The sequence below is a fragment of the Aeromonas aquatica genome, from assembly GCF_000764655.1.
Lineage (GTDB): Bacteria > Pseudomonadota > Gammaproteobacteria > Enterobacterales > Aeromonadaceae > Aeromonas > Aeromonas aquatica.
Window position 1 is genome coordinate 26,172 of the sequence record NZ_JRGL01000007.1, and the last position, 26,876, is coordinate 53,047.

A 26,876-nucleotide genomic window follows, 5' to 3' on the forward strand; every position below is an offset into this window, starting at 1 on the left:
GCTAGTTCGCGATCTTTTGCTGGAGGCGGGCAAGCAGCTTGTCGTGAATGCCGCCAAAACCGCCGTTGCTCATGATCAGAATATGATCGCCCGGACGGCTCTCGGCCACCAGCCGCTCGATCAGGGCATCCAGCTCGCCGAACACGGTCGCCGGACGGCGCATGTGGGCAGTGACCTCCCCCAGATCCCAGCCGATGTTGGACGGCTGGAAGAAGAACACCTCGTCGGCGCCGTCGAAGCAGGCGGCCAGCTCCTGCTTGTGCACCCCGAGCTTCATGGTGTTGGAGCGTGGTTCCAGCACTGCCAGGATGCGGGCCTTGCCCACCTTGGCACGCAGGCCACCCAGTGTGGTGTCGATGGCGGTCGGGTGGTGGGCGAAGTCGTCATAGACGCTGATCCCCGCCACCTCACCCTTGAGCTCCATCCGCCGTTTCGGCGACTTGAACTGGCACAGAGCTTTGATCCCGTGCTCCACCATGACACCGGCATGACGGGCGGCGGCGATGGCCATCAGGCCATTGCTGACGTTGTGTTCGCCGATGCACTCCCAGTGCACCTCGCCCTGCTTGGCGCCGTCCAGCCACACCTCGAAGGCGGAGCCGTCGTCCGCCAGCTTGACCGCCTTCCACTTGGCGTCGTCCTGACCCACCAGCTCCACCTCGCTCCAGCAGCCCATCTCGCGCACGACCCTGAGGTTGTGATCGGCTTGGGGGAACAGCACCCGGCCATTGCTCGGCACGGTGCGCATCAGGTGGTGGAACTGGCGCTGGATGGCGGCGAGATCCGGGAAGATGTCCGCGTGGTCGAATTCCAGGTTGTTCATGATCAGGGTGCGCGGATGGTAGTGCACGAATTTGGAGCGCTTGTCGAAGAAGGCGCAGTCATACTCGTCCGCCTCGATGACGAAGAAGGGGGCGTCCCCCAGGCGGGCGGAAACCGGGAAAGTGCCCGGCACGCCACCGATGAGGAAACCGGGCTCCAGCTTGGCGTACTCCAGCACCCAGGCCAGCATGCTGGCGGTGGTGGTCTTGCCATGGGTGCCCGCCACGGCCAGCACCCAGCGATCTTTCAGCACATGCTCGAGCAGCCACTGCGGGCCCGAGATATAAGGCAGGTTGCGATCCAGCACATATTCCACGCAAGGGTTGCCACGGCTCATGGCGTTGCCGACCACCACCAGATCCGGCGCCGGATCGAGCTGGGACGGGTCATAGCCTTCGGTCAACTCGATGCCCTGCTGCTCGAGCTGGGTGCTCATGGGGGGATAGACGTTGGCATCGGAGCCCGTGACTCTATAACCCAGCTGCTTGGCCAGCACGGCGACGCCGCCCATGAAGGTGCCGCAGATACCGAGGATGTGAATATGCATACCGCTTCCCGTTCCTGTAGAGAGAGCGAGCATTCTAGCAAGATGGCGCCAATTTGGCAGACCCAAGCTGACCGGCTGCAGCCAACTCTGTCGCACTGCCCTTGAAATATGGTCATTTGATGCGACATCGCTATAATATCGGCCTGCAAACTTGACTCAAACACTCAAAGGAAACGTCATGAGCCTGAACCTGGTACCGGCTGGCAAGAGCCTGCCCGACGACATCTACGTCATCATCGAGATCCCGCAGAATGCCGATCCGATCAAATACGAAGTCGACAAGGACAGCGGTGCCATCTTCGTTGACCGCTTCATGTCCACCCCCATGTTCTACCCGTGCAACTACGGCTACGTGAACGCCACCCTGTCTCTGGATGGGGATCCGGTCGACGTGCTGGTACCGACTCCTTATCCGCTGCTGGCTGGCTCCGTCATTCGCTGCCGCCCGGTCGGCGTGCTGAAGATGACCGACGAGTCTGGCGAAGATGCCAAGATCGTGGCCGTGCCGCACTCCAAGCTGACCAAGCAATACGATCACATCAAGGATGTGAACGATCTGCCCGAGCTGCTGAAAGCCCAGATCCAGCACTTCTTCGAGCGCTACAAAGAGCTGGAAGCAGGTAAGTGGGTCAAGGTTGAAGGTTGGGGCGACAAGGCTGCCGCCGAAGCCGAGATCGTCACCTCCGCCGAGCGTTACGCTGCCGCCAAGTAAGCGTATCCCTCGCAAAAAAGGCGCCTCATGGCGCCTTTTTTATGTGACTTTGCGAACGTGAGCCCGGCGGATCACCCTGGATATAGAGGTCGCGCCCATTCTGCCGATAGGGGCGATAGTAGCTGTCACCACAGCGGTAATCCCCACCCGCTCCCCCCACCAGATCGCAGTTGACCGGCAACACCTCCAGCCACTTGACCGCCTGCTGGAAACGCAGCCACTCCTGCCATTCATGTTCCCGCGCCAGCTGATCCCGCAGGGCAAAGGTGTCGGCCGTGGACATGCCCTGATTGACGAAAACCTGACCCGCTGCCGCCGGCAACGAGAGCAATAGCAGAAAGAAGGTGGCGACAGCTTTCATGGTGGTTCCCCGTGTGACTTATTTTCAAAATTAAATTTAAAGCCTTATCAAATCATTACCAACTTATGTGCAATTGGAACAATCCAAATTCTGCCGCCTAACCTAGTTGTTTAGTATTACCCGGCGCAGGATGCAGCATCATGAAACTGGCACAAGCTCTGCTGTGGAGTCTGGCACTTGGCTCAGCCGCCGCCCACGAGGTCAACTTCAGCTGGCAATGGCAGTCTGCCGACGGCCAGCAGAAACACCTGCAGCTAAGCACGGATGAGCGCGTCATCTCCGCCAGTCGTCACGAGATGACGCTGATCGACACCTCCCTCAACTTTCCGCTGGAGACGCTCTACTCCTACATCAGCCCGCGGCTTTACAGCAGCATCAACCAGATCAATCAGAGCAGCCCCGAAACCGCCACCAAATTCCGCAACCTGGAGCAGGCGTTTACCCTGCACGACGACAGCCTGGAGTCGACCCAGTTCTGGCAGGCCTATCAGCAGTATCAGGAAGATGCCTTCTACCAGATGCGGGTGCTGCCCTGCGTTCATCCGGCCAATCGTAAACTGCCCTGTGTGAGACCCAATTATTCCCAGTTATTCTATCAATTCAAGGGGGATCTGAAGCCGCTTGCCCAGCAGTTCTCGGCCAAGGATCTGGCCACCAGCATCAACCTGCTGCAGGAGTGGTTGAACGCCATCCCCACCCCACCGGAACAGATGGACCACTTCGCCCCGCCCTTGCAGGCGCTGCAGGACAACAAGGCCGACAGCGACGAGAAGGCGCTGCTGATGGCCAGCCTCCTGGCCGAGCTGGCGCCGCAATATATGCTCAGCATCATCTACCCGAACATCAGCATCGGCAGCGTCTCCCCAGCCTGGCTCGCCATCACGGCCGACAGCGGACTGAAGGGGGATACCGTGGTGATCGACAATCAGCGCCACGTCTTGCTGACCGGCTCCCCCCTGCTGGCCCAGCAGATGACCATGGCCCAGATCCCGCTGGTCAGCGAGCCGCTCTACTGACTTTGACTCCTCAAACCAGTTAATAACGGGTTGATTATTAACTGCTGCATGCCATTCTAGCCGCCCTCGCCAGCCAGCGTTCTGCGTTGACACGAAGCATCGCCTGATCATTTGCGACTTCATTTAACACTTTTTAAACACATCCGATCAGTTTAGGATGAGTACTACCCCATTCCCTCAATCATAAAATCGTTATAACATAACAAAGGAGTGTCATCAGGATGAAACATCTCGTACTTACCCTGGCGCTGCTGCCAAGCTTGGTCATGGCCCACAACATCAAGGAATCCGCCCAAGTGCCGCTGGTCAATATCAGTGACAAGGGTGAGCTGGTGCTGAAGGACAAAGAGATCAGCTACCAGCCATGGCAGAGCCAGGTGCTGACCGGCAAGGTATTTCTGATCCAGCACATCGCGGGTCGCTCCAGTGCCAAGGAGCTCAATGCCCCCATGATCGAGGCGATCAAGGCGGCCAAACTGCCCCACGATCAGTACCAGACGGTCACCATCATCAACAGCAATGACGCCATCTGGGGAACCTCCGGCTTCGTGAAGAGCAGTGCCGAAGACACCAAGAAAGAGTTCCCCTGGTCCGCGCTGATACTGGATGCCAAGGGCATGGCCCGTAACGCCTGGGCGCTCGCGCCGGAGAGTTCGGCCATCGTACTGCTGGATAAAGAAGGCAAGGTGCTGTTCGCCAAAGATGGCCAGCTCGATGCCACCGACATCACCAAGGTGATGGGGCTCATCAAGTCCCATCTCTGAATCAGAGAGAAGGGGCGCTGATGGCGCCCTTTCCAAAAGGGTCTATGGGTCGTACCAAGCTGAAAATCTGGTTGCTGCTGCTGGGCTGGTTGTGGTTGCAACCGGCACTGGCACAGCATCCGCTGGAAGCTGATCTGCCCGATCACAGCCACCATTGCCTCATCTGCGCCCTCCACCTGGATGGCAAGTTGGCCCTGACCCCCAACTCCCTTGCCCCAGCCCACCCCTTTGTCGCCTACCAACCCCTCTCCACCGAGATCACCCGCATCTCGAGTCTGGATACCCCTCACTACAGCATCCGTGCCCCTCCCCTGCTTCAGCGTTTCACCATTTAAACATTTCCCTTAACGATCAATGGTTTTAAAAGGAATCACGATGAAAGCAGTCACCCTGTTGCTGGCGGCCGCCGCCTTTGGCGCACAAGCGAATCACGATGAACACGAGAGTCACGGTCACGGTCACGGTGCCCACGAGCATGGTCACGGCCACCTCAATCTGGTGCTCGATGGCAACCAGCTGATGATCGAGCTGCAGGCCCCCGCCGCCGATCTGGTGGGCTTCGAACACGCCGCCAAGAACGATGCGGAGAAGGCGCAATATGCCAAGGCAATGACCCAGCTCAAGCAGCCGGATGCCCTGTTCCGCCTCGATCCCGCCGCCGGTTGCACCCTGACCCAGCAGGAGCTCAATGCCCCCAAGGACGATCATGACCATGATCACGACCATGACAAGGCTGACGGCGCCAAGGATGAGCACCACCACGAAGACGGCCACGCCGATATGGGCGCCATGTACACCTACACCTGCGCGGCCCCGGCCAAGCTGACCGGGCTGGAGGCCACCCTCTTTACCGTCTACCCGAGCCTGGAGAAGCTGAGCGTGCAGGGCATCCTGCCCACCGGCCAGACCGCGGCCGAGCTGACCCCGTCCGCCTACAAGCTGAGCTGGTGATCCCATGAACAACGCCGTGGTTGAGATCCGCGATCTGGCCTTCGCCTGGCCAGGTGGCGAGGCTGTACTCGATCTGCCCGCCCTGCGTATCGCGCAAGGGGAGCGGGTGTTTATCAAGGGGCCTTCGGGCTCCGGCAAGTCGACCCTGCTCGGGCTGCTTGCCGGGATCCAGACCGCCAACCACGGCACCCTGGAGGTGCTGGGCCAACCCCTGGCCCAGCTCTCCGGCCGTGCCCGTGATCACTTCCGGGCGGCCAATCTGGGTTACATCTTCCAGCAGTTCAATCTGCTGCCTTTTTTATCCGTGCTGGATAATGTCACTACGGCGCTCAGCTTCTCCCCACAGAAACGATCCCGCCTGCGCGGCAGTCCAGAACAGGAAGCCCGTCGCCTGCTGGGAGAGTTGCAGTTGCCGGATGAGGCGCTGCACAGGCCGGTCCATGCCTTGAGCATCGGCCAACAGCAGCGGGTCGCCGCAGCCCGGGCGCTGATCGGCTCGCCGCCCCTGGTGATCGCCGACGAGCCCACCTCGGCGCTCGATACCGACAACAGGGCCGCCTTCATCAAGCTGTTGTTCGAGGAGTGCGACAAACGGGGCTCGACCCTCATCTTCGTCAGTCACGACCCCTATCTCGAGCCCCTCTTCCCCCGGGTGGAAAACCTGCAACAGCTCAACCGGAGGGCGGCATGATGAGATCTGCTAACCAGAACCTCTGCCCACGCGCGCCCGCACAGGCAGGCTGCCAGCCATCCAGGATGCGGAGGTCGCCATGCTGAAACTCGCCCTGCAAAGTCTCTGGGCCCGCCGCCTCACCGCCGGGCTCACCCTCTTGGCCGTGGCCATCAGCGTCACCCTGCTGCTCGGGGTGGAGCGGGTGCGCACCGAGGCGCGCGAGAGCTTCGCCAACACCGTCTCCGGCACCGATCTCATCGTCGGCGCCCGATCCGGCCAGGTGAACCTCTTGCTCTACTCGGTGTTTCGCATCGGCAACCCCACCAACAACGTGGGCTGGGACACCTATCAGGCCATCAAGCAGCGTCCCGGTATCGCCTGGACCATTCCCCTCTCCCTCGGGGATTCTCACAAGGGCTTCCGGGTGCTCGGCACCAATGGCGACTACTTCACTCACCTGAAGTACGGCCAGCAACAGTCGTTGCAGATGCGGGAGGGGCGCCCGTTCGAGACGCCGTTCGAGGCGGTGCTCGGCGCCCAGGTGGCCGAGAAGCTCGGCTACAAGCTGGATCAGTCCATCGTCATCGCCCACGGCGCCGGCAACACCTCCTTCAGCCAGCACGACAACCTGCCGTTCAAGGTGGTGGGGATACTGGCGCCGACCGGCACCCCGGTCGATCGCACCGTGCACGTGCCGCTGGCCGGTATCGAAGCCATCCACCTCGGCTGGGACACCGGCCGCCACAGCAAGAACGTCACCGCCGAGCAGGCGCTGGCCCAGGATCTCACCCCCAAGACCATCACCGCCTTTATGGTGGGCCTGAGCAACCGGATCCTGGCGTTCCAGCTGCAGCGCGGCATCAACACCTACACGGGTGAACCCCTGATGGCCATCTTGCCGGGAGCCGCCTTGCAGGAGCTGTGGGGCATGATGAGCGTGATGGAAACGGCGCTCACCGTCATCGCCGGCTTCGTGGTGGTGGCGGGCCTCATCGGCATGCTGACCACCCTGCTGGCGGGGCTCAACGAGCGGCGCCGTGAGCTCGCCATCTTGCGCTCCCTCGGCGCCGGCCCGTCCCACCTGTTCCTGCTGCTGGCGCTGGAGGCCATGGCCCTCACCACCCTCGGCATCGCCCTCGGGGTCGGGGTGCTCTACCTCGGACAAGGGCTTGCCACCCCCTGGCTGCTCAGCCACTATGGCCTGCAACTCGGCCTCGGCCTGCCGAGCGCCTATGAATGGCAACTGCTGGGACTGGTGTGGCTGGCGGGCATGGTGATAGGGCTGCTGCCCGCCGCCCGCGCGTATCGCTACAGCCTGAGCGATGGCATGAGTATCCGGATATGACAATGATCAAAGGAAAGATGACGATGTGGAGAATGCTGGCGCTGCTGCTGGGTGTGTTGGCATTGCCTGCCCATGCTGTGGATTACAAGACAATCGACTGGGATGTACTCATTCCAGAGGGTGAAAAGCTGCTACCGCCGCCCCAGGTCAGCCACGACGGCAACCTGGCCTCGGTGCCGCAGCCGGTCGGCGGGGTCAACAAGAAGCTGGACAACCAGGATCTGCGCATCCCGGGCTTCGTGGTGCCGCTGGAGGGGGATGCCAAGAAGATCACCGCCTTCCTGCTGGTGCCCTACTTCGGCGCCTGCATCCATGTGCCGCCGCCCCCCACCAACCAGGTGATCTATGTGAGCTACCCCAAGGGCGCACCGGTGGATGATCTCTGGGACGCCATCTGGGTGAAGGGCAAGATGCGCACCATCAGTTCCAGCCACGAGATGGCCACCGCCTCCTACTCCATGGAGGCGACCGAGGTCAGCGTCTACGAGGAGTAAGCCGCTGCGTCTATTGCCTTGATACGCAATCAAAATGGCCTCCCTTGGGAGGTCATTTTGTTATACGGCCTGCACATCGGGGGCCCAGCACCGCCTGAGGGATTGCTCGTTTGGCTGCTTGGGGTAACATTGAATACCAGCCTGATCCACCCCTGCCATCACGGAGCCAGCATGGCCGATCTTCCGCCCCCCAAGAAAGAGAGTTCCATTCTGAGCAGCCAGGAGCAGACCCTGCGCCTGGCCCGCAGCCGCAACATCGATGGCATGCTGACCCGCAACAGCGACAGCACCTTCGAGCAGCGCGCCACCTTCCGCCAGCTGGCGGATCAGGCCTCCCGTCAGCGCAACCTGGAATCCATCATGGTGATGGCGGCGCGCCACTGCGAGGAGACGGCCGCCGGCGGTGAGATGGACAGCGACTGGCTGACCCGCTTCCTGCAGCTGGCCGAGGAGATCAGCATGGTGCCCATGCAGCAGCTTTGGGGGCGGATCTTTGCGCTGGAAGTGGCGACCCCCGGTCGCTTCTCCATCCGGGCCCTCAGCACCCTCAAGGAGATGACCCAGCGCGAGGCCCAGCTGTTCCAGCGCATCTGCGCCCTCTGCTGCCACTACGAGGGCAGCGACGAGCAGCGCCTGCTGCTCGGCATGCACAAGGGCGCCAGCTTGCTCAGCCGCGCCAGGGTCACCCGCATGGGGCTTGGCAAATATCGGGTGCCCTACAGCGCCCTGCTGTTGCTGTTCGATCTGGGCCTGCTGCACCGGGGGGAGCTGGAATCCGGGCCGCTGCCGGCAGACGGGGTGGAGCTCGCCTTCGGTAACCAGCATTGGCGACTGCGTCAGCGTCAGAACGGCCTGACCCTGCTCTATTACCGCCTCACCCCGGTCGGCAACGAACTCGCCCTGCTGCTGGATGAACCGCCCCTGGAGGAGTACCTGCAGGACTTGAAGACCCTGCTCTCGACCAACCTGCAGATCGAAACCCTGACAGCCCCCCCCACCAGCACGCCGGAGATCCCCGCCTGAATCGGCCGGGAGCCCGTCTGGGCTCCCGCTTCACGGCTTGCCAAATTGCGAAACCGGGGGTTTTATTCCCAAAACGGCTCCCAAAAAGCGAATCGATTCAGCAACCCATCAATCCCCTGCCCTGTCGCCCTCCTCCACCGACAAATTTTCTTCGAATAACCCCCATCAAGCCCATTATTTGAGCTTTTTCCGCCACTCTGGTGCACGGCTTGCAGACGGGACTCATAGCCCCAATCCCAGTCGGAATCCCTATGAGAGTCAATCAACCCGTAACCCAGCGTGAGCGCCTCTTTCCGGAGCATCAGAGCCTGATCTCGACCACGGATCTGGAGAGTCGCATCACCTATGCCAACGAGGAGTTCTGCCAGATCGCCGGCTTCGCGCTGGAGGAGCTGCAAGGCGCCCCCCACAACCTGGTGCGCCACCCCGACATGCCGAGCCAGGCCTTCGCCGACATGTGGGCACACCTGCGCCAGAACAAGAGCTGGATGGGACCGGTCAAGAACCGCTGCAAGAATGGCGATCACTACTGGGTCAATGCCTTCGTCACCCCCATTCAGGATGCCAACGGCAAGGTGGTGGAGTATCAATCCGTGCGCACCGCGCCGGATGGGGAGCTGAAACAGCGGGCGGAGCAGGTCTATGCCCAGCTCAGGGAAGACAAGCAGCCCCTGGCCCTGCGTCTGCCGGCCTTCTCCCACACGCTGGTACTCAACCTCTGCCTGCTGCTTGCCCTGGTGGCCATGCTGGCGCTGGGCTATCGCCACGAGTCGGGTTGGCTGCTGGCCGCAGCCGTCCTGCCACTGGCAGGCGCCGCCCTGATCGTCAACGCCCTCTCCCGGCGCCTCGGCAAACTCGGCAAGCTGGCCCGCAACCGCTTCGACAACCCGCTGATGCAGTTGCTTTACACGGGCCGGGTCGACAACCTGGCCGCCGTCGAGCTCGCCATGCGGATGAATCAGGCCGAGTTCAATGCCGTGCTGGCCCGCACCCAGCAAACCTGCCAGCAAATCTTGCGGGCGGCGCAGACGGACCTGCACAACGCCGAGGCCATCACCGACAACCTGCAGCAACAACAGGCGCAGACCAACCAAGTCGCCACCGCCATCACCGAAATGGCGGAATCCATCCGCGAGGTTTCCCACAGCTCGACCGCCTCCTCCGATCGATTGGACGAAACCGCCGATCTGTTCAAGGAGGGCAACCGCAGCGTGCTGGAGACAATGACGGCGGTGGAAGGGATGCACAGCGAGCTGGTCACCTCCAAGGGGGTGATCAACACGCTAGCCAGCCAGTGCCGGGCCATCGACGGCATCCTGGATGTGATCAACAGCATCGCCAACCAGACCAACCTGCTGGCCCTCAACGCCGCCATCGAGGCCGCCCGGGCCGGTGAGGCGGGGCGTGGCTTCTCGGTGGTGGCGGACGAGATCCGCTCCCTTGCCATCAAGACCCAGTCCTCCACCGGCGAGATCCAGAAGATGATAAGCCTCTTGCAAGGCAGTGCCGGGGATGCGGAGCAGGCCATGGAGAAGGGAGAGCAGCTCTCGGCCAGCTGCCGCCTCAAGGCCTCCGCCACCGGCGACGTGCTGCAGCAGATAAGCGACCGCTTGCTGCAGGTGGCCGCCGGCAGCAGCCAGATTGCTCAGGCGGTGCAGGAACAATCCCAGGTCACCATGGACATCAACCGCAACGTGCTCAACATCAAGAGCCTCGCGGATGACTCCAGTCAGGGCAGCCAGCACGCGGTGCAGGGCGTCATAGCGCTGGTGCGCCAGTTGAACGAACTGGAGCGGCTGGTGCGCCAGTTCCAGCAACGCCCCGCCCCCCACGCAGCCAGTGAACCGCAACCCAATGGTCGAACCCTGCTCGCCCGCTGAGCCGATCCCGTCACCACCAAGAACTAAGTAGGCCGTGCGCTAAAAAAGAATGGGCCCGTATCGTCACCGGTACAGGGCCCATCGACATTATGAGGCTAAGGGCTGAGCCCTAAATCAGCCCCCGATTACACAGGACGGCCAGCCGCTCATTCACCATCACCGCCACCGGCTTCCTTTACCGATCTTTAATGGTTGCTGCACGACACCGTACTCAAAATGGCCCTAACTCCGCCCCGATGCACGATGAGCGTTGAGCGTTGAGCGTTGAGCGTTGAGGGAGTTGAACCGGCCATTACCACCCAATAGTCACTCAATTTATTGATCTCGCCCGAGAAACCACTATCTCCCCCTTCCCTCACCAGCCCCGTTCGATAACATAGCCATCAGGAAAATCTCTCGTCGGAGTCACCATGAATCAGGCCAGAGCAACACCGCAGGTAAACATCAGCAAACTGGAGGCTGTCATTCAGGGGCAGTAGCTTTGTCTGATGAAATAGATAAGCAAGTGGCGGCATGTAGTGCGTCACTCAAACATAGTGGCAGTCCCAATTTCATTACAAATTTTTTATTTCTGTGGGTGTAACTAGTTTTTCAAACACCGAGAAGTCAGAAATTAAATAACTATTTACCCCTCTCATAAGCATTGGTAACAAAGGAGGATATGTTGATATTATATAAATACATGCCATGCAATGAATTTACTTTCAAAGCATTAGCTGTGAGAGGATTATGGTGTCATAACCCTAGAGAAATGAATGATCCTTCTGAATGTTTGGATATACTTGAACGAACTTTACCTGTTCCTGAGATTGTGAAGCTTCACGAGCTAATTAAATCAACTCCAAACTCACCACTAGCTATGCTGGCTAATTTACCTAATAATCAAGTAAACAAAATACTCTCTGAGTCCAGAAAGAGAATGGCTAATTCATTTGCCTTTTGCTCACTAAGCACAAAGTGCGATGACGTATTAATGTGGTCTCATTATGCTAATTGTCACAAGGGAATGGTAATTGGTATTGAGCCTGATACGGACGAAGCTCAAGACAGTTTACAAAAAGTTGAATACTTGAATCATTTGCCAGATTGGAACGTTGAAGAATACTTTAGATTTATGAATGGTGAAGACGAGTTCAGGCATATATTCCTGAGAGACTTATCTGTTAAGTCAAAACATTGGCATCAAGAATCTGAATATAGAATTTGGAGAAAACAACCAGGATATTGGCTTTACAAAGAAGAGCAGATTAAAGAAGTATATTTTGGGGTTGATTGCGATTTAATCACTAAGAAAGTTGTTTTGGAATTATTGAATTTCCTACCAGAGAATTTCCCTATATATGAAATGGAAATAAACAAGGAAACATTAGACCTGACTTGGTAATGTCACCTCACAATATTTTAATAGTGATTCGCAACGCATGTCGCTTTTACTATGCATTGTGTTTAGCAATTAAGGTTCCTGCAGATTATTATGTATTGCGTTACTCACACATTTAAAAAGCAGTATATTTACAAGGATAATTATGAGCTGTATCAACCAATTGAATTATGATGTAAAAATAAGCCTTTTTTCATCAATATACTTAAAAAACTACTTTCTCTGGATAGGTTCAGGATTTTCATATAATTTTGGATTTGGTAGCTGGGAAGATGTTTTAAAAAAGATTAGTGATAAAATTAAATATCCGCTGGATCTCGATGTTAAAAATCCCCTCAAAGCTGCAGAACTACTATGTGCATTTTCAAAACAAGAAAAAGGGTTTGATGAAATCAAGTTTAACTCTTTAGTTGCTGAATCACTCTTAGAGCTAAAAAGTGATAATGTTGAACCTGACTGGGTTCGACGTTTTAGAGCATTTTCTCCCAATATGATAGTGACTACCAACTGGGATAACCAATTAGAAACTATATATGATAACCTCGTAAATGTTGTAGTTAGAAAAGATAGAGCACCTCAAGTTTCAAATACGGGTAAAAATTTATTTAAAATTCATGGTGATGTGGGAAGACCGGCAAGTATAGTAGTCACCCAAAGCCAATACTTTTCATTTCAAAGAGAGGACACTTACCTCAACAGGAAAATATACACCTTATTTTCAGAGGCTTCTCCAATTTTCCTTGGCTATAGCCTGACAGATCCAAATATTGGATTTTTATATGACGAAGTTTATGCCCACTTAGGAGAAGAAAAGCCGCCTGCATTTATGGTTGTTCACCCAACAGTTGATGACAAGGTTTTACAAGAATCAAAATTACTATTTAAAGATAAAAACATTCATATTATAAAAGCTGAAATAGGTGAGTTCTTAGAAGATCTTTCAAGTGAATTCAGAGAGTATAAAAAATCCGGAAAACGATTTTTTGTGGAGCATGCAAATATAAAAGTGAGATTAAAGGAAATTGTAGATCTTATTATTGTCAATAAAAAAATATCTCAAGATGATGTATTGAAACGCTTTAATAATCGTGACTCTAGACAGCAATCTGTTAAAGCTTTTGTAGAAATACTATCTAATCAATTGCTGTATGTAGAATTTGGTGGGAAACTATTATCCCCTGAAAACATAATGTCTTATAGAGAAATCGATCAAATAGTTAACTCTATAGTTTTATTGGTAAATGAAGATGGGTATCCTAACCAAGTTGTAAGAGAAAATTTTTACACATCGGTAATGAGATTGTGCTCCAAGTCAGATGGAGTATGGGATTTTTATAGTGCCAAACAGCCATTCTATAACGTATTGAGAATTTCACCAGGCGTCGAAAGCTCAATATACAGTGAACGAATCTCTCACATAATAGAAGTTTTAAGGTGGTCTGGAAAAGGTAAACTTGGTAAGTGCTGGGATACATGGGATGTGTTTTGCAAGCAAATAAATTGGTTTAGTGAATCAGATATTGAAGGAATTCTCATTGAAATGGAAAAAGATGAACTCTCATTTTATCGAGAATCTGACCAAGCTTGGCTATCAAAATTAAAGGATTGTAAAAACATTACTAACGCACAAAAAATGCGTATAGATAGCATTGTTAACATATAACTAGCAGTTTATAGATGGGACGTAAACAATTTGACTTACGGTGCAATGCGCTGCACTTATTGCACCCTACATCCATCTCAAAAACGCTCGGCGGAGAAATAGCGGCAGCGACAAAGGGAATGGTTGGCAGGCAGTAAGCGGGGGCACCTGCCCCCCTCTTATATCAATGCTCGTTATGGTCAAGCGACCTCAGTCGAGAAGCTCCCGCTGGCGCAGGGCGGTCAGCAGCTCATCCACCAGCACGGCCGCCGGCTTACCGGCGTTTAGCAGATGGATCTCGGGTTGCTCCGGCGCCTCGTAGGCGGAATCGATGCCGGTGAAATTGCGGATCTCCCCCGCCCTCGCCTTCTTGTATAACCCCTTGGGGTCGCGCTCTTCACAGACGGAGAGCGGTGCATCGACAAATACCTCGACGAACTCGTCCGCCCCCAGAAGGTTTCGCACCAGATCCCGCTCGGCACGGAACGGCGAGATAAAGGCGGTGAGGACGATTAGGCCCGCATCCACCATTAATTTCGCCACTTCGCCGACCCGGCGGATGTTCTCCTGCCGGGCGGCATCGTCGAAGCCGAGATCACCACAGAGGCCGTGGCGCACGTTATCGCCATCCAGCAGATAGGTGTGCTTGCCCTCGGCCGCCAGTGCCTGCTCCAGCGCCCCCGCCAGGGTGGACTTGCCCGCCCCGGACAAGCCGGTAAACCAGAGCACCAGCGGTTTCTGTGCCTTCAACTGCGATCGGCTCTGCTTGCTGACGGCATGCTGATGCCACACGACATTGTTCATCCAGACTCCTTCTCTACGGCTCGATCCCTCGCCCTCTTCCAGAGGAAGTAACCCCCTCTCCTTCTCTTTTTAATGGCGGGAGAAAGGGCTGGGGATGAGGGGGAAGCTCTTCATCGTGCTCTCCCCCCGAGGGAGAGGGCACCAGGCTCTATTGCTTGCCGCTGTCGTTGCCGACGGCCAGCGCCTGCCAGTGGGGGAAATGCTTGCGCACCAGGGCGTTGAGCTCAACTTCAAACTCGCTGTACTGCTCCGCTTTGCCACCAAGAGTCACCACTTTCGCGGCCAGCCCTTCCACTATCATTCCGGCGCCGACGGTGACGTTGGTCAGCCGGTCAATGAGGATGAAGCTGCCGGTGTCGCGGATATCCGTATAGGGATCGTACGCCACCGGGTCTGTCAGGCTCAGCTCGCACAGGCCGATCTCGTTGAGCTTGAGCTCGCTCGCCGCCAGCTCGCCCAACTTATTGATCTCGATGCGATGGCGGATGGCCTCCACCTGACCGCGGCTCTTCTTGGTGGCCAGCTTGACGTCATAGACCCGGCCCGGTTGCAGGGACTCCTCCCCCATCCAGACGATGTGAGCAAGTACGTTCTGGGTCACCTTGGGCTGGCGAGCGGCGTCCACCAAGAGATCCCCGCGGCTGATGTCGATCTCGTCCGCGAAGGTGACGGTAATGGCCTGACCCGGCAGGGCGTACTCCAGATCCCCGTCGAAGGTGACGATGCGCGTCACCTTGCTCTGCTTGCCGGACGGCAGCACCGCCAGGGTATCTCCCACCCGCAAGATGCCGGATGCCAGGGTGCCCGCGAAGCCGCGAAAATCCAGGTTCGGACGGCTGACGTACTGCACCGGCAGGCGCACCGGATGGCGTTCCAGCTCGCGCTCCACCTCGGCAGTTTCCAGCAGGGAGAGCAGGGTCTCCCCCTGATACCAGGCCAGCTTGTCGCTTTGGTTGACCACGTTGTCCCCGTCCAGCGCCGAGACCGGCACTATCTGGATAGTCTCGACGTTGAGCTTCTTGGCGAACTCCCGATACTCGGCGCTGATGCGATCGAACACCGGCTGGCTGAACTCCACCAGATCCATCTTGTTGACCGCCACCACGAACTGCTTGATGCCGAGCAGGCTGGCGATAAAGCTGTGGCGACGGGTCTGATCCAGCACCCCCTTGCGGGCATCGATGAGGATGATGGCGAGATCGCAGGTGGAGGCACCGGTGGCCATGTTGCGGGTGTACTGCTCGTGGCCCGGGGTGTCCGAGATGATGAACTTGCGCTTCGCCGTGGAGAAATAGCGGTAGGCCACGTCTATGGTGATGCCCTGCTCGCGCTCGGCCTGCAGGCCGTCCACCAGCAACGCCAGGTCGAGCTTCTCGCCCGTGGTGCCGAGCTTCTGGCTGTCGGACTCCAGCGCCTTGAGCTGATCTTCATAGATCTGTTGGGAGTCGTGCAGCAGGCGGCCAATGAGAGTGCTCTTGCCGTCATCCACGCTGCCGCAGGTGAGAAAACGCAGCAGGCTCTTATGCTGCTGGGCGTGCAGGTAGGCTTCGATACCCTGCTCTGTGATGGCGGTCTGAATGTGGTTGTTCATGTGTCGATTCCTTAGAAATATCCCTGACGCTTCTTCTGCTCCATGGAGCCCGCCTGATCGTGGTCGATGAGCCGTCCCTGCCGCTCGCTGGAGGTGGTCAGCAGCATCTCCTCGATGATCTCCGGCAAGGTGGTGGCATCGGATTCGATGGCCCCGGTCAGCGGGTAGCAGCCGAGGGTGCGGAAGCGCACCAGCTCCTGCTTCACCTCGTCTTCCGGGCCTATGGGCATGCGCTCGTCATCTACCATGATCTTGATACCGCTGCGCTCCACCACGGGGCGCACGGCGGCGAAGTAGAGCGGCACTATGTCGATGTTTTCCAGGTAGATGTATTGCCAGATGTCGAGCTCGGTCCAGTTGGAGAGCGGGAACACCCGGATGCTCTCCCCCTTGTTGACCTGGCTGTTGTAGACGCGCCACAGCTCGGGCCTCTGGTTCTTGGGATCCCAGCGGTGGGACTTGTCGCGGAAGGAGTAGACCCGCTCCTTGGCGCGGGACTTCTCCTCGTCCCGGCGGGCGCCACCGAAGGCGGCATCGAAGCCGTATTTGTTCAGCGCCTGCTTGAGCCCCTCGGTCTTCATGATGTCGGTGTGCTTGCCACTGCCGTGCACGAAGGGGTTGATGTCCATGGCGAGGCCATCCGGGTTCTTGTGGACGATGAGATCCAGCCCGTACTTGGCGGCGGTCTCGTCCCGGAACTTGATCATCTCCTTGAACTTCCAGTTGGTGTCCACGTGCAGCAGCGGGAAAGGGATCTTGCCCGGGTAGAAGGCCTTGCGGGCCAGGTGCAGCATGACAGAGGAGTCCTTGCCGATGGAGTACATCATCACCGGGTTTTCAAATTCGGCGGCCACCTCGCGGATGATGTGGATGCTCTCGGCTTCCAGTTGTTGCAGGTGGGTTAGTCTTTCACGATCCATGTCTGGGTCCTCAGTCATTACCAGCACGCCTTGGCGTGCCGTGGGTTCAGTGCGGCGCCGCGTTGGCGGCGCCAAAAAATCGATTCGTCTTTGGCGGGAGATGGCTCAGGCCAGGCTGACCAGCTTCAGATCCGTGCTGCCCGCATCGGCAGCCTGCTCTCGCCCTTGCTCGCCAAACCAGGCCAGCTGCTCGCGCAGGGCCACCACCTCACCGATGACGATAAGGGAGGGGCTGGCCGCCTGGGCGGCCAGTGTGGCCAGCTCGCCAAGCGTGCCGGTCAGCACACGCTGACTGGCCTGGGTGCCTCTCTCTATGATGGCGATGGGGGTGGCTCGGCTTCGGCCATGGCTGACCAGCTGCTGTTGAATGTGTTCCGAGCGCATCAGCCCCATGTAGATGACCAGGGTCTGGTTGGTCACTGCAAGCTGCTGCCAATCCGGCTCCTTGCCATCCCCCTGGCAGTGGCCAGTGATGAAGACGGCGCTCTGGGCATGATCACGGTGGGTGAGCGGGATGCCCGCATAGGCGGTGGCACCGGCGGCGGCCGTGATGCCCGGCACCACGGAGAAGGGAATACCCTCGGCGGCCAGCACTTCCAGCTCCTCGCCACCCCGGCCAAACATGAAGGGATCCCCGCCCTTGAGGCGCACCACCCGGTTGCCCGCCCTGGCATATTCCACCAGCAGGCGGTTGGTCTCCTCCTGGGGCACGCTGTGGGCGCCGGCCTTCTTGCCGACCGACACCAGGGTGGCATCACGGCGCACCAGATCCAGGATCTCGGGGGAGACCAGCTGATCGTAAAGCACCACTTCCGCCTGCTGGATCTGTTGCAGCGCCTTGAGGGTCAGCAGGCCCGGATCGCCGGGACCGGCCCCGACCAGCACCACCTCGCCGACTTCGGTCTGTGCCTTGTCCAGCCCCTCGTTGAGCCAGCGCTCGGCCCCCTGCCAATCCTGCTTCTCGATCAAACTGGCGAGGCTGTTGGAGGCGAAGGCCCGCTCCCAGAAACGGCGGCGATCCGAGATGGACGCAAGCAGCTGCTTGGCCTTGCCGCGCACCCGGCCGGAGAGCTCCGCCAGCCCGCCCAGATGGCGGGGCAGCAGGCTTTCGAGCCGCTCGCGCAGCAACCGCACCAGCACCGGTGCCTTGCCGCCGCTGGAGACGGCGACCATGATGGGACTGCGATCGATGATCGAAGGGAAGATAAAACTGGAGCGCTGTGGATCGTCCACCACATTGACGAACAGGCCGAGCGCGTCGGCGCTCTGATAGACCAAGGCATTGACTTCCAAGCTGTCGGTGGCGGCCACCACCAACTGCTGGCCCGCCAGGTGATCCGGCGTGAAGCGCTCCGCCAGATGGGTGAAACGGTCGCCGAATTCATGAAACGCCGGGTCGAGCTCGGGGGAAACCAGGGTCAGCTTGGCACCCGCCGCCAGCAGCAGGCGCGCCTTGCGCAGGGCAACCTCGCCCCCACCCACCAGCAATACCGGGCGGCCTTCCAACCTGGCAAACATAGGTAAATAATCCATCAGGGCCCACTCCTCGGCATACGACGACATCTGGGGCGACTATAGGCAGGCTGCTTATTCCTTCAAAATAATAAAAAATGCTCTTTAATGCGTTTTGGTAATTAGTAAAGCCCCAAGCTGGCAAAGGCGAGTGAATGTCCTTGTGGTGCCGGGCACCAGACTCTAGGCTAATGAAAGTGTTTCATAAGGAGCTTAATAATGAATGAGTCATTGATTGTATTGGGGATCTTTGTATTCCTGGTGCTCGCTACCCTGAGCGCCGGCATCAAGATAGTGCCCCAGGGTTATAACTGGACGGTGGAGCGCTTCGGCCGCTACACCCGTACCCTGACACCCGGCCTCAACCTGCTCATTCCCTATGTGGACCGCGTGGGCCACAAGATCATCATGATGGAGCAGGTGCTCGACATCCCCGCCCAGGAGGTGATCTCCCGCGACAACGCCAACGTCACCATAGACGCCATCAGCTTCGTGCAGGTGGTGGATGCCCGCAAGGGCGCTTATGAGGTCAACGATCTCACCAGCGCCATCCGCAATCTCACCATGACCAACATGCGGACGGTGCTGGGGGCCATGGAGCTGGACGAGATGCTCTCCCAGCGCGACACCATCAACGAGAAGCTGCTGCGCACCATGGATGCGGCCACCGCCCCCTGGGGCATCAAGGTGACCCGGATCGAGATCAAGGATGTGCGCCCGCCGCTGGCGCTGGTGGAAGCCATGAACGCCCAGATGAAGGCCGAGCGGCAGAAACGGGCCGAGATACTGGAGGCCGAAGGGGTACGCCAGTCCAAGATCCTGAAAGCCGAGGGCGAGAAGCAGTCCCAGATACTCAAGGCCGAGGGTGAACGCCAGGCCGCCTTCCTCGCCGCCGAGGCACGGGAGCGGGCCGCCGAGGCGGAGGCCAAGGCGACCAACATGGTCTCCAAAGCCATTGCCGAGGGGGATATGCAGGCCATCAACTACTTCGTGGCCCAGAAATACACAGAGGCGCTGGCCCGCATCGGTGAAGGCCCCAACAGCAAGATCATCATGATGCCGCTGGAGGCGGGCAGCCTGATAGGCTCGGTCGCCGGCATGGCCGAACTGTTCAACAAGGATGGCAAGGGCAGCAAATCATGACAGCCCTGTTCGAGGGGCTGACGCACTGGCACTGGCTGGGGCTGGGCTTCGCCTTGCTGGCCATCGAGGTGCTGGGCTCGGTGGGCTTCCTGCTCTGGACCGGCATAGCCGCGCTGGAGGTCGGGATCCTGCTGCTGCTGTGGCCCTTCGGCTGGCAGGCACAGCTGCTGCTGTTCGCGGTGCAGTCCCTGTTCACCACCTGGGCCTGGTGGCGCTGGCAGCACAGGCGCGACCGCTCGAGCCGCGATGCGGCCGCCCCCATCAACGAGCGGATGCACAGCTACCTGGGGCGGGAGCTGACCCTGCTGGATGATGTGACTCAGGGCACCAGTCGGGTGCACCTGGACGACACCGTCTGGACGGTACGCTGCGAGGTCGCCCTGCCGGCGGGCAGCAAGGTCAGGGTGGTGGGTGCGGATTCCCACATCCTGCTGGTGGAGCCGCTGACCTGAGCGCGGCACCAGCCTCATAACCTCGTGAGAGCCCCATAAAAAAACGGGCCCGGCGCACAAGCGCCGGGCCCGTCTTCAGATGAGGTGCAGGCTTAGTTGGCCTTGGCATCGCTCACTGCAGCTTCCGCCTTGGTGGCTACGTCAGCAGCAGCCTTCTCGACGGTAGCAGAGGCTTCGGAAGCAGCCTTCTCTACGGTAGAGGCAGCTTCGCTAACAGTTGCAGCAACTTCGGCGGCCGGAGTAGCGGCCGGAGCGGCGGCTTCTTCTTTTTGACCACAGGCGGTCAACATCAGACCCAGGATACCGGCTACCAGTACTTTGTTCATGTGCATACCCTCAAAAAAAGATGGAGAGATAGTCTCGACGACCATCACTGTGCGTCTTCACCCCCGGTAAGCAAAGCCATACACCGGGAGCCAAGAGGCGCGCGAAATATAGCGCCATACGCCGCCAATGAAAACGCATATCACAATGATATTTTCTCGTGGGCTGGATGAAAAGGACTACTGCAACGACAAATATTAATACAATCCACTATAAATAGCCGAAAGTTGCATAATAAAACACCACCATCATGGTCATTGTCAGCCATGAATTGCCGTTTCAGCCAGCCGGCACCGGCCCCGAAAATCAACCTCAGTCAGACAGCTTCTGACAGCTCAACCGTTTGCCCTGGCTGTCGCTCTCCCTGGCCAGATCCAGCAGCGCCATCACCGCCAGCGCCTCCTGCGCCGGCACCGGATTGGCGGCCTCTCCCCTGATGGCGGCGCAGACCCCGCGGTAATAGGCACCGTAGTCACCGGCCTCGCCGTTTACCGGCTGGGATTGAGACTGCCCGTCAACCACACGGCTGAGCTGGCCCGACTCGGGATCCCGACCCCAGTCGGCGGCGGGTGGACGTAGCCCGAGCTTGAGCTGCTCTTCCTGCACATCCATGCCGAACTTGATGAAGGAGCCTGTGCTGCCGTGGATCACGAAACGCGGCATGGTGGCGGACACCAGGCAGCTGCCGTGCAGTATCACCCGCAGCGCCCCATAGCCCAGCACCACGTGGAAGTAGTCATCGCTCAGAGCGCCGGGACGCTGCTGGGCGAGATCGGCCTGGATCCAGTCGGGCTGACCGAACAGCTGCAGGGACTGGTCGAGGATGTGAGGGCCGAGATCGAACCACAGGCCGGAGCCCGGGCCGCCAGCCTCCCGCCAGCGCTGACGCACCTCGGGACGGTAGCGGTCAAAGTGCGACTCGAACTGGGCAATCTCGCCCAGGGCTCCCTCGGCCAGCAGCCGGCGCACCGTGAGAAAGTCCCCGTCCCAGCGCCGGTTGTGGAAGATGCTGAGCAGCCGGTCCTGCTTCTGTGCCAGTGCCACCAGGGCCTCGGCCTCGGCCAAGTCCAGCGCGAACGGCTTGTCGATCACCACGTGCTTGCCGGCCAGCAGCGCCTGACGGGCGATGGGGGCATGGGTGTCGTTCGGCGTGGCGATCACCACCAGATCCACGCTCGCATCGGCCAGCACCTGCTCCAGCGAGCCGACCTGGCAGCCGGGCAGTTCGGCCTGCACCTTGGCGGCATCCCGGCTCACCACCCAACCGAGGGAGAGACCCGGGGTGCTGGTCAGGAAGGGGGCATGAAAGGTCTGGCCTGCAAAGCCATAGCCCACCAGGGCGGCATTAATTGTGTGACTCATCCGGTTGTCTCCACGGGCATCTGTGTCATGAGTATCAGGCGAGTTGCCTGCAAAAGAAAAGGGGGCCTAAGCCCCCGTTTGTGCTCATCAGAGCACAGGATTTATTGCCAACACAAGCCGCGTTATCCATCAGCCCTGAGGAAATGGGCGGCCCGCACCATCAAGGCTGCAGGCAGAGGCGACGGCCCTGACGGGTCATCAGCAGCAACAGCGGCGGCAACAGCAGCCACATGTGCAGCGCCAGCTGGCTGAGGGGGTCCGGCATCAACGCGCCTGTGATCCCCACCAGGGCGCCGGAGCCGCTCATCTGGAACAGGCCGAGCAGGGCCGCCGCGGTGCCGGCACAGTGGCCGAACGGTGCCAGCGCCATGCCGGCTGCGGCCCCCAGGATCATGGCAAAGCCGATGCTGGAGAGGAACACAGGGCCCATCATGGCCAGCGGGTGCGCGAGGTGCATGCTCAGCGTCAGCACCACGGCCGATACCAGCAATACCAGCAGGCCGATGCGCAGGGTGCGTCTCGGGCCCACCCTGGCGATGAAGCGCGGCGCCAGGAAGCAGGCCAGGATGTTCAGCGCCGCGTTGGCGGTAAACCAGTAGCTGAAGCCGTTCATGTCCAGACCCAGCTTCACCATCAGTTGCACGGGCGCGGCGGTGACATAGGCCAGGATCACCGCCATCGCCAGCATGCAGAGGCTGGCGTTGAACAGGAAGCTTGGGCTGCGCAGCACAGGGCTGTAGCGGGACCAGCTGATCAACTGGCCGTGGCTGCTGGTCTCCTCCGGACGGGTCTCCGGCATGCGCCACAGCAGCCAGCTACCGACGATAACCGCGTAACCGGCCATGAACCAGAAGTTCGCCGACCAGCCCGCCTTGGCGGTGAGCCAGCCACCGAGCAGCGGTGCCAGCGCGGGAATGAAGCAGATGGCGCCATTGAGGTAGGAGATCATCTGGCCGCTCTTCTTGGGGCCATAGCTGTCACGCACCACCGAGAAGGCGGCGACCGAGGTAGCGCAGGCGCCGAAGCCTTGCAGCACCCGCGCCAGCATCAGCTCACCCAGGCTGGCGGCAAAACCCGCAGCCAGGGCGCTCAGGCCGTAGAGCAAGACGCCGCCCAGGGCGATGGGTTTGCGGCCATAGCGATCGGCGAGCGGCCCCACCAGCAGCTGGCCCAGCCCCATGCTGAACAGGAACCAGGTGATGGTGCCCTGCATCAGGGTGACCTCGGCGCCGAGCTGCTCGGCCATCTGCGGGATGGCGGGCAGGTAGATGTCGATGGCCAGCGGACTGAACAGCACCAGGAGTACAAGCAGAAGAATCAATGGCATCAGTCACCTCAAGCCGTGGGGAATTTCGATTGGGGCGCGAGTCTACTGACTCAGAGTAATGAATTGAAATGGTATTTAATCACTTCGGTTATTCCATTATGGAAAGATGTATTTTACTTGCTCCTCAGCGTCCCGTGATCCGGGCCCGGGGCGGCCCTGCCAAGGGGTAATTGAGCTTTGACTAAATGCCTGCCCCGCATAGAATGCGCAGATAATTTTTGCGGAGATGCGTGATGAGCAAGCTTGTCCTGGCAACAGGTAACCAGAAGAAGGTGAAGGAATTGGCCGCCATGCTGGCCGATATGAAGATCCAGGTGATCCCGCAGAGCGAGTTCGCCGTCTCCGATGCCGAGGAGACCGGCACCACCTTCGTCGAGAATGCCATCATCAAGGCCCGCCACGCCGCCCGCATCACCGGCCTGCCTGCCGTCGCCGACGACTCGGGTCTGGAAGTGGACCTGCTGCACGGTCGCCCCGGTGTCTACTCCGCCCGTTTCGCCGGTGTGGGCGCCAGCGACAAGGAGAACATCGACAAGCTGCTGGAAGAGCTCAAGGGTGCACCAGATTACCTCAAGAGCGCCCGCTTCTGGTGTGTGCTGGTCTACATGCGTCACGCCGACGACCCCACTCCCATCATCTGCCAGGCGAGCTGGGAGGGGACAATCCTCGATGAGCCCCGCGGCCAGCACGGCTTTGGCTACGATCCCGTATTCTTCGTGCCGGATCACGACTGCACCTCGGCCCAGATGCCGGCGGAGCTGAAGAACCAGCTCAGCCACCGTGGTCAGGCGCTGGCCAAGCTCAAGGCCGCCCTGGCGGCGGCGCACTGAGACCCGACCGGGTTCCGGATACGCCGGAGCGCATTTCATCTACAATGGGGGCCGTCGGCCCCCGTTTTGCTCGCTGCATCGCCGATCTGCAAACACACATTGTCATCTGCAACGGGGGTCAGTTCCATCAGCCCCCGTTCTGATTTTTGATTACTGGAAACCCCATGCTGCAACTGCCGCCCCTCTCCCTCTATATCCATGTGCCCTGGTGCGTCCAGAAGTGCCCCTACTGCGACTTCAACTCCCACGCCCAGAAGGGGGAGCTGCCGCACCTCGAGTATGTGGCGGCCCTGCTGGAGGATCTGGATCAGGATCTGCACTGGGCCCAGGGGCGTCCGCTCTCCTCCATCTTTATCGGTGGCGGCACCCCGAGCCTGCTGAGCGTCGAAGCCATGCAGACCCTGCTGGACGGTGTGCGGGCGCGCATCGCCCTGACCCCGGACTGCGAGATCACCATGGAGGCGAACCCGGGCACGGTAGAGGCGGACAAGTTCGCCGGCTTCCAGCGGGCGGGCATCAACCGCATCTCCATCGGGGTGCAGAGCTTCCAGCAGGAGAAGCTGACCCGGCTCGGCCGCATCCACGGCCCCGAGGAGGCGCGCAAGGCCGCCGAGTTGGCTCACGCCATAGCGCTTCCCACCTTCAACCTGGATCTGATGCACGGCCTGCCGGATCAGAGCCTGGAGGATGCGCTCTATGACCTGCAGCAAGCCATCGACTGCGCGCCGCCGCACCTGTCCTGGTATCAGCTCACCATAGAGCCGAACACCGCCTTCGCCTCCAAGCCCCCCAAGCTGCCAGAGGATGACACCCTGTGGGACATCTACGAGCAGGGCCACGCCATGCTCACCGCCCAGGGTTACCACCAGTACGAGATCTCGGCCTACGCCAAGGTGGGCTATCAGTGCCGCCACAACCTCAACTACTGGCGCTTTGGCGACTATCTGGGCATCGGCTGCGGTGCCCACGGCAAGATGACGGATCTGGCCGGTCAGCGGATCCTACGCAGCGCCAAGGTGAAGCACCCGAAAGGTTATCTGGATCCCGCCCGTCCCTACCTGGACAACCAGTGGACTGTGACCGAGGACGATCTGCCGCTGGAATACTTTATGAACCGGTTCCGGCTCTTCGAGCCGGCCCCCAAGGCGGAGTTCGAGGCCTATACCGGTCTGGCGCTGGAGCGGGTGGAGACCATGCTGGCGATTGCCCAGACCAAGGAGCTGATCGAGGATCTCGGCGACAGCTGGCAGCTGACCTCCCTCGGCCATCGCTATCTGAACGTCCTGCTCGAGCTCTTTATGGACGAATAAGCCGACGGGGCATCAAGGTCTGGCTTCACCGCCAAAACAGAGAGGGTGCCCATGGCACCCTCTCTGTTTCAGTCATGCCTAGCGGCAGAAACCCGCTCAGCAGCAGACGCGTACCATCTGCTGTTGACCGGGCTCCCACCGCTGGCCCTGCTTGGCCTTGCGTTGGTAGCTGCCCTTGCCCTTCTTGCTTGGTTCGACCCTGGCCTGAAACAGGGTTGAGGTGACCAGCGCCTTGAGGTGATTGTCCTGGATGACACCCCGCCCATGATCGTGGGCCTGATCGATGATATCGACCCGCTTCTTCTTGGCCATATTGGCTCCTGTCTGTGTGGTTGAAACTGGCTAAAAATACGCCAGTGGAAATAAAAACGCGCCGATTGTGCGCCTCCCGGCCCCCGAGTGCAAGAGGCCGGGGCGGATTGCCCAGGCTCAGGGAGCGGGCCGGTAGATCACCCGCACCAGGCCGCTCGCCAGCACTGCAGTGGAGAGCGGGACAAGCCGCTCTGGCAGCGGCTCGCCGCCAAACAGCGAGACTCCCTTGCCCAGCACCACCGGCACCCAGAACAGGGTCAGCTCATCCACCAGTCCGGCCTGCAAGCCCTGGCGCACCAGCTCGCCGCCGTCCAGATAGAGGTGCCGTACCCCCTCCTGCCACAGATCGCGCAGCACTTGCCCAAGCTCCCCTTGCCGGAAGGAGAGGTTAGCACCGGGCTCGGCAGGCCTGTGGGTCAGCACCACCACCGGCTTGTCGCCGTAGGGCCAGTCGGGGAAGGCGCGCACGACATCGAAGGTGTTACGCCCCATCAGCAGCACATCCGCGCTCGCCATCAGGGCGCTGTAGCCGGTCTCTTGCGGTGAGTCGCCGGAGAAGGGGGTCAGCCAGTCCAGATCGCCACCCTCCCCCGCGATAAAGCCGTCGAGGGAGAGTGCCAGGAAGGCACAGACGCTGGGGCGGCGCTGGGTGCTCAGGGATTCAGTGCTCATGATCGTGATGCTCATGTTGAGCGGGCGCACCGGACTCCAGGGTCTCCAGGATGGCGCAGTGCTCCGCCGAGCGCGGGCCACCGCAGCAGATGTTGGAGAGCTCGCGCAGGTTCTCGCGAAAACGGGTCAGCTCGATGATCTTCTGCTCCACCTGCGCCAACTTGGCATCGGCCACCGCCTTCACCTCCTGGCAGGTGACGCTGGCCTTGTTGGTGTCAAGATCCAGCAGCTCGCCTATGTCCGCAAGGGAGAAGCCCACCGACTTGGCACGGATGATAAACTCCAGCCGCCGCCTGTCCTGCTCGCCATAGACACGGTAGCCGGAGTCGTTGCGCAGACCCGGCGAGAGCAACCCGTTCTTCTCGTAAAAGCGCAGGGTATCCGCCTTTACTCCGCATGCCTTGGCCAGTTCTCCGATCCGATACATGTCCGCTCTCCCGCCGGCGTTGGTACTCAATATGAAGCGGTTCTCACTATCTCCCCTTTGCCTGCCGATTACCAGCCAAAGGCAGGAAAGCAGTAGATAACGGGCTCCCGCCCGGTCATTTCCAATCAATACACTGAAAAGACAAACGTTTCACAAAATACGAGCGGAAAACGTTTAACACCGCACCACAAAAGGCTTCGCCATTTCAAAAAATCCACCACGGCTCACATTTTCTGTGTAGAATACGCGCCCACAAGAGAGCGTCGCGTCAAGCGGGTA

General features: G+C 59.4%; 28 protein-coding genes. 16 read left to right on the forward strand and 12 right to left on the reverse strand.

The window, feature by feature from the left end; all coding sequences use genetic code 11:
• Position 1: 1 nt before the first annotated feature.
• Positions 2-1,369, reverse strand: coding sequence for a UDP-N-acetylmuramate:L-alanyl-gamma-D-glutamyl-meso-diaminopimelate ligase (mpl, locus tag LG30_RS0100745; protein ID WP_033128794.1), 1,368 nt, complete (start codon positions 1,367-1,369; stop codon positions 2-4).
• A gap of 178 nt (positions 1,370-1,547) precedes the next feature.
• Here mpl and ppa point away from each other — a divergent pair, with 178 nt between their 5' ends.
• Positions 1,548-2,081: an inorganic diphosphatase gene (gene ppa / locus LG30_RS0100750; RefSeq protein ID WP_033128795.1), complete on the forward strand. Its 534-nt coding sequence runs from the start codon at positions 1,548-1,550 to the stop codon at positions 2,079-2,081.
• A 25-nt stretch (positions 2,082-2,106) separates the two neighbouring features.
• On the opposite strand, the gene LG30_RS0100755 is transcribed toward ppa, so the two are convergent.
• Positions 2,107-2,442: a hypothetical protein gene (locus LG30_RS0100755; RefSeq protein ID WP_033128796.1), complete on the reverse strand. Its 336-nt coding sequence runs from the start codon at positions 2,440-2,442 to the stop codon at positions 2,107-2,109.
• Between the two features lie 140 nt (positions 2,443-2,582).
• Between LG30_RS0100755 and LG30_RS0100760 the strand changes: the two genes are divergently transcribed.
• The 11 genes from LG30_RS0100760 (at position 2,583) to LG30_RS21240 (ending at position 13,632) form a co-directional block, all read left to right on the forward strand.
• Entirely contained in the window at positions 2,583-3,458 is an 876-nt protein-coding gene (locus tag LG30_RS0100760; protein ID WP_033128797.1) for a hypothetical protein, read from the forward strand.
• Positions 3,459-3,679: 221 nt separating this feature from the next.
• Positions 3,680-4,222, forward strand: a complete 543-nt coding sequence (locus LG30_RS0100765; protein ID WP_033128798.1) for a YtfJ family protein — start codon at positions 3,680-3,682, stop codon at positions 4,220-4,222.
• A 44-nt stretch (positions 4,223-4,266) separates the two neighbouring features.
• Entirely contained in the window at positions 4,267-4,557 is a 291-nt protein-coding gene (locus tag LG30_RS0100770; protein WP_033128799.1) for a hypothetical protein, read from the forward strand.
• A 40-nt stretch (positions 4,558-4,597) separates the two neighbouring features.
• Positions 4,598-5,173 carry a DUF2796 domain-containing protein gene (locus tag LG30_RS0100775; protein ID WP_033128800.1) on the forward strand — a complete coding sequence of 192 codons (576 nt, stop codon included), beginning with the start codon at positions 4,598-4,600 and terminating at the stop codon, positions 5,171-5,173.
• Positions 5,174-5,177: 4 nt separating this feature from the next.
• Positions 5,178-5,864: an ABC transporter ATP-binding protein gene (locus LG30_RS0100780; RefSeq protein ID WP_033128801.1), complete on the forward strand. Its 687-nt coding sequence runs from the start codon at positions 5,178-5,180 to the stop codon at positions 5,862-5,864.
• Positions 5,865-5,943: 79 nt separating this feature from the next.
• Positions 5,944-7,191 (forward strand): ABC transporter permease, encoded by a 1,248-nt coding sequence (locus LG30_RS0100785; protein ID WP_033128802.1) that lies wholly within the window; start codon positions 5,944-5,946, stop codon positions 7,189-7,191.
• A gap of 23 nt (positions 7,192-7,214) precedes the next feature.
• Positions 7,215-7,685, forward strand: coding sequence for a DUF3299 domain-containing protein (locus LG30_RS0100790; RefSeq protein WP_378051619.1), 471 nt, complete (start codon positions 7,215-7,217; stop codon positions 7,683-7,685).
• 171 nt (positions 7,686-7,856) lie between these two features.
• Entirely contained in the window at positions 7,857-8,708 is an 852-nt protein-coding gene (locus LG30_RS0100795) for a TIGR03899 family protein (RefSeq protein WP_033128803.1), read from the forward strand.
• A gap of 251 nt (positions 8,709-8,959) precedes the next feature.
• Complete coding sequence (locus LG30_RS0100800; RefSeq protein ID WP_033128804.1) at positions 8,960-10,588, forward strand: methyl-accepting chemotaxis protein; 1,629 nt, start codon at positions 8,960-8,962, stop codon at positions 10,586-10,588.
• A 661-nt stretch (positions 10,589-11,249) separates the two neighbouring features.
• The gene (locus tag LG30_RS21235) at positions 11,250-11,972 is read left to right on the forward strand and encodes a DUF2971 domain-containing protein (RefSeq protein ID WP_081965929.1); all 723 of its coding nucleotides are present in this window, start codon (positions 11,250-11,252) and stop codon (positions 11,970-11,972) included.
• 142 nt (positions 11,973-12,114) lie between these two features.
• Entirely contained in the window at positions 12,115-13,632 is a 1,518-nt protein-coding gene (locus LG30_RS21240) for an SIR2 family NAD-dependent protein deacylase (RefSeq protein ID WP_081965931.1), read from the forward strand.
• Positions 13,633-13,821: 189 nt separating this feature from the next.
• Here the strand turns inward: LG30_RS21240 and cysC are convergent, their stop codons facing one another.
• From cysC to cysG, 4 genes are all read right to left on the reverse strand, one after another.
• Complete coding sequence (gene cysC, locus LG30_RS0100810; RefSeq protein ID WP_033128806.1) at positions 13,822-14,415, reverse strand: adenylyl-sulfate kinase; 594 nt, start codon at positions 14,413-14,415, stop codon at positions 13,822-13,824.
• A gap of 148 nt (positions 14,416-14,563) precedes the next feature.
• Positions 14,564-16,006: a sulfate adenylyltransferase subunit CysN gene (gene cysN / locus LG30_RS0100815; protein WP_033128807.1), complete on the reverse strand. Its 1,443-nt coding sequence runs from the start codon at positions 16,004-16,006 to the stop codon at positions 14,564-14,566.
• Positions 16,007-16,017: 11 nt separating this feature from the next.
• Positions 16,018-16,926, reverse strand: coding sequence for a sulfate adenylyltransferase subunit CysD (cysD, locus tag LG30_RS0100820; protein WP_033128808.1), 909 nt, complete (start codon positions 16,924-16,926; stop codon positions 16,018-16,020).
• A gap of 105 nt (positions 16,927-17,031) precedes the next feature.
• A complete protein-coding gene (gene cysG, locus LG30_RS0100825; protein WP_033128958.1) occupies positions 17,032-18,459 on the reverse strand; it encodes a siroheme synthase CysG in 1,428 nt (475 codons plus the stop codon).
• Between the two features lie 198 nt (positions 18,460-18,657).
• Here cysG and LG30_RS0100830 point away from each other — a divergent pair, with 198 nt between their 5' ends.
• Positions 18,658-19,581, forward strand: coding sequence for an SPFH domain-containing protein (locus LG30_RS0100830; RefSeq protein WP_033128809.1), 924 nt, complete (start codon positions 18,658-18,660; stop codon positions 19,579-19,581).
• Positions 19,578-20,033 carry an NfeD family protein gene (locus LG30_RS0100835; RefSeq protein WP_033128810.1) on the forward strand — a complete coding sequence of 152 codons (456 nt, stop codon included), beginning with the start codon at positions 19,578-19,580 and terminating at the stop codon, positions 20,031-20,033. The genes LG30_RS0100830 and LG30_RS0100835 overlap by 4 nt, the downstream gene beginning before the upstream one ends.
• A gap of 92 nt (positions 20,034-20,125) precedes the next feature.
• Here the strand turns inward: LG30_RS0100835 and LG30_RS0100840 are convergent, their stop codons facing one another.
• The 3 genes from LG30_RS0100840 to LG30_RS0100850 form a co-directional block, all read right to left on the reverse strand.
• Positions 20,126-20,359: a hypothetical protein gene (locus tag LG30_RS0100840; protein ID WP_033128959.1), complete on the reverse strand. Its 234-nt coding sequence runs from the start codon at positions 20,357-20,359 to the stop codon at positions 20,126-20,128.
• Between the two features lie 310 nt (positions 20,360-20,669).
• Positions 20,670-21,719: an oxidoreductase gene (locus tag LG30_RS0100845; RefSeq protein ID WP_033128811.1), complete on the reverse strand. Its 1,050-nt coding sequence runs from the start codon at positions 21,717-21,719 to the stop codon at positions 20,670-20,672.
• Between the two features lie 160 nt (positions 21,720-21,879).
• A complete protein-coding gene (locus LG30_RS0100850; protein WP_033128812.1) occupies positions 21,880-23,046 on the reverse strand; it encodes a multidrug effflux MFS transporter in 1,167 nt (388 codons plus the stop codon).
• 233 nt (positions 23,047-23,279) lie between these two features.
• On the opposite strand from LG30_RS0100850, the gene LG30_RS0100855 reads away from it, so the two are divergent.
• The gene (locus LG30_RS0100855) at positions 23,280-23,876 is read left to right on the forward strand and encodes an XTP/dITP diphosphatase (protein ID WP_033128813.1); all 597 of its coding nucleotides are present in this window, start codon (positions 23,280-23,282) and stop codon (positions 23,874-23,876) included.
• Between the two features lie 164 nt (positions 23,877-24,040).
• Positions 24,041-25,186, forward strand: coding sequence for a radical SAM family heme chaperone HemW (gene hemW / locus LG30_RS0100860; RefSeq protein WP_033128814.1), 1,146 nt, complete (start codon positions 24,041-24,043; stop codon positions 25,184-25,186).
• A gap of 96 nt (positions 25,187-25,282) precedes the next feature.
• Here hemW and LG30_RS0100865 read toward each other — a convergent pair whose 3' ends face one another.
• The 3 genes from LG30_RS0100865 to zntR all read right to left on the reverse strand — a co-directional run bounded on the left by LG30_RS0100865 (position 25,283) and on the right by zntR (position 26,597).
• Positions 25,283-25,498 carry a ribosome alternative rescue factor ArfA gene (locus tag LG30_RS0100865; protein ID WP_033128815.1) on the reverse strand — a complete coding sequence of 72 codons (216 nt, stop codon included), beginning with the start codon at positions 25,496-25,498 and terminating at the stop codon, positions 25,283-25,285.
• Between the two features lie 117 nt (positions 25,499-25,615).
• The gene (locus tag LG30_RS0100870) at positions 25,616-26,170 is read right to left on the reverse strand and encodes a dihydrofolate reductase family protein (protein ID WP_033128816.1); all 555 of its coding nucleotides are present in this window, start codon (positions 26,168-26,170) and stop codon (positions 25,616-25,618) included.
• Positions 26,160-26,597, reverse strand: a complete 438-nt coding sequence (gene zntR, locus LG30_RS0100875; RefSeq protein WP_033128817.1) for a Zn(2+)-responsive transcriptional regulator — start codon at positions 26,595-26,597, stop codon at positions 26,160-26,162. Before zntR ends, LG30_RS0100870 begins: the two co-directional genes overlap by 11 nt.
• Positions 26,598-26,876: the final 279 nt, after the last annotated feature.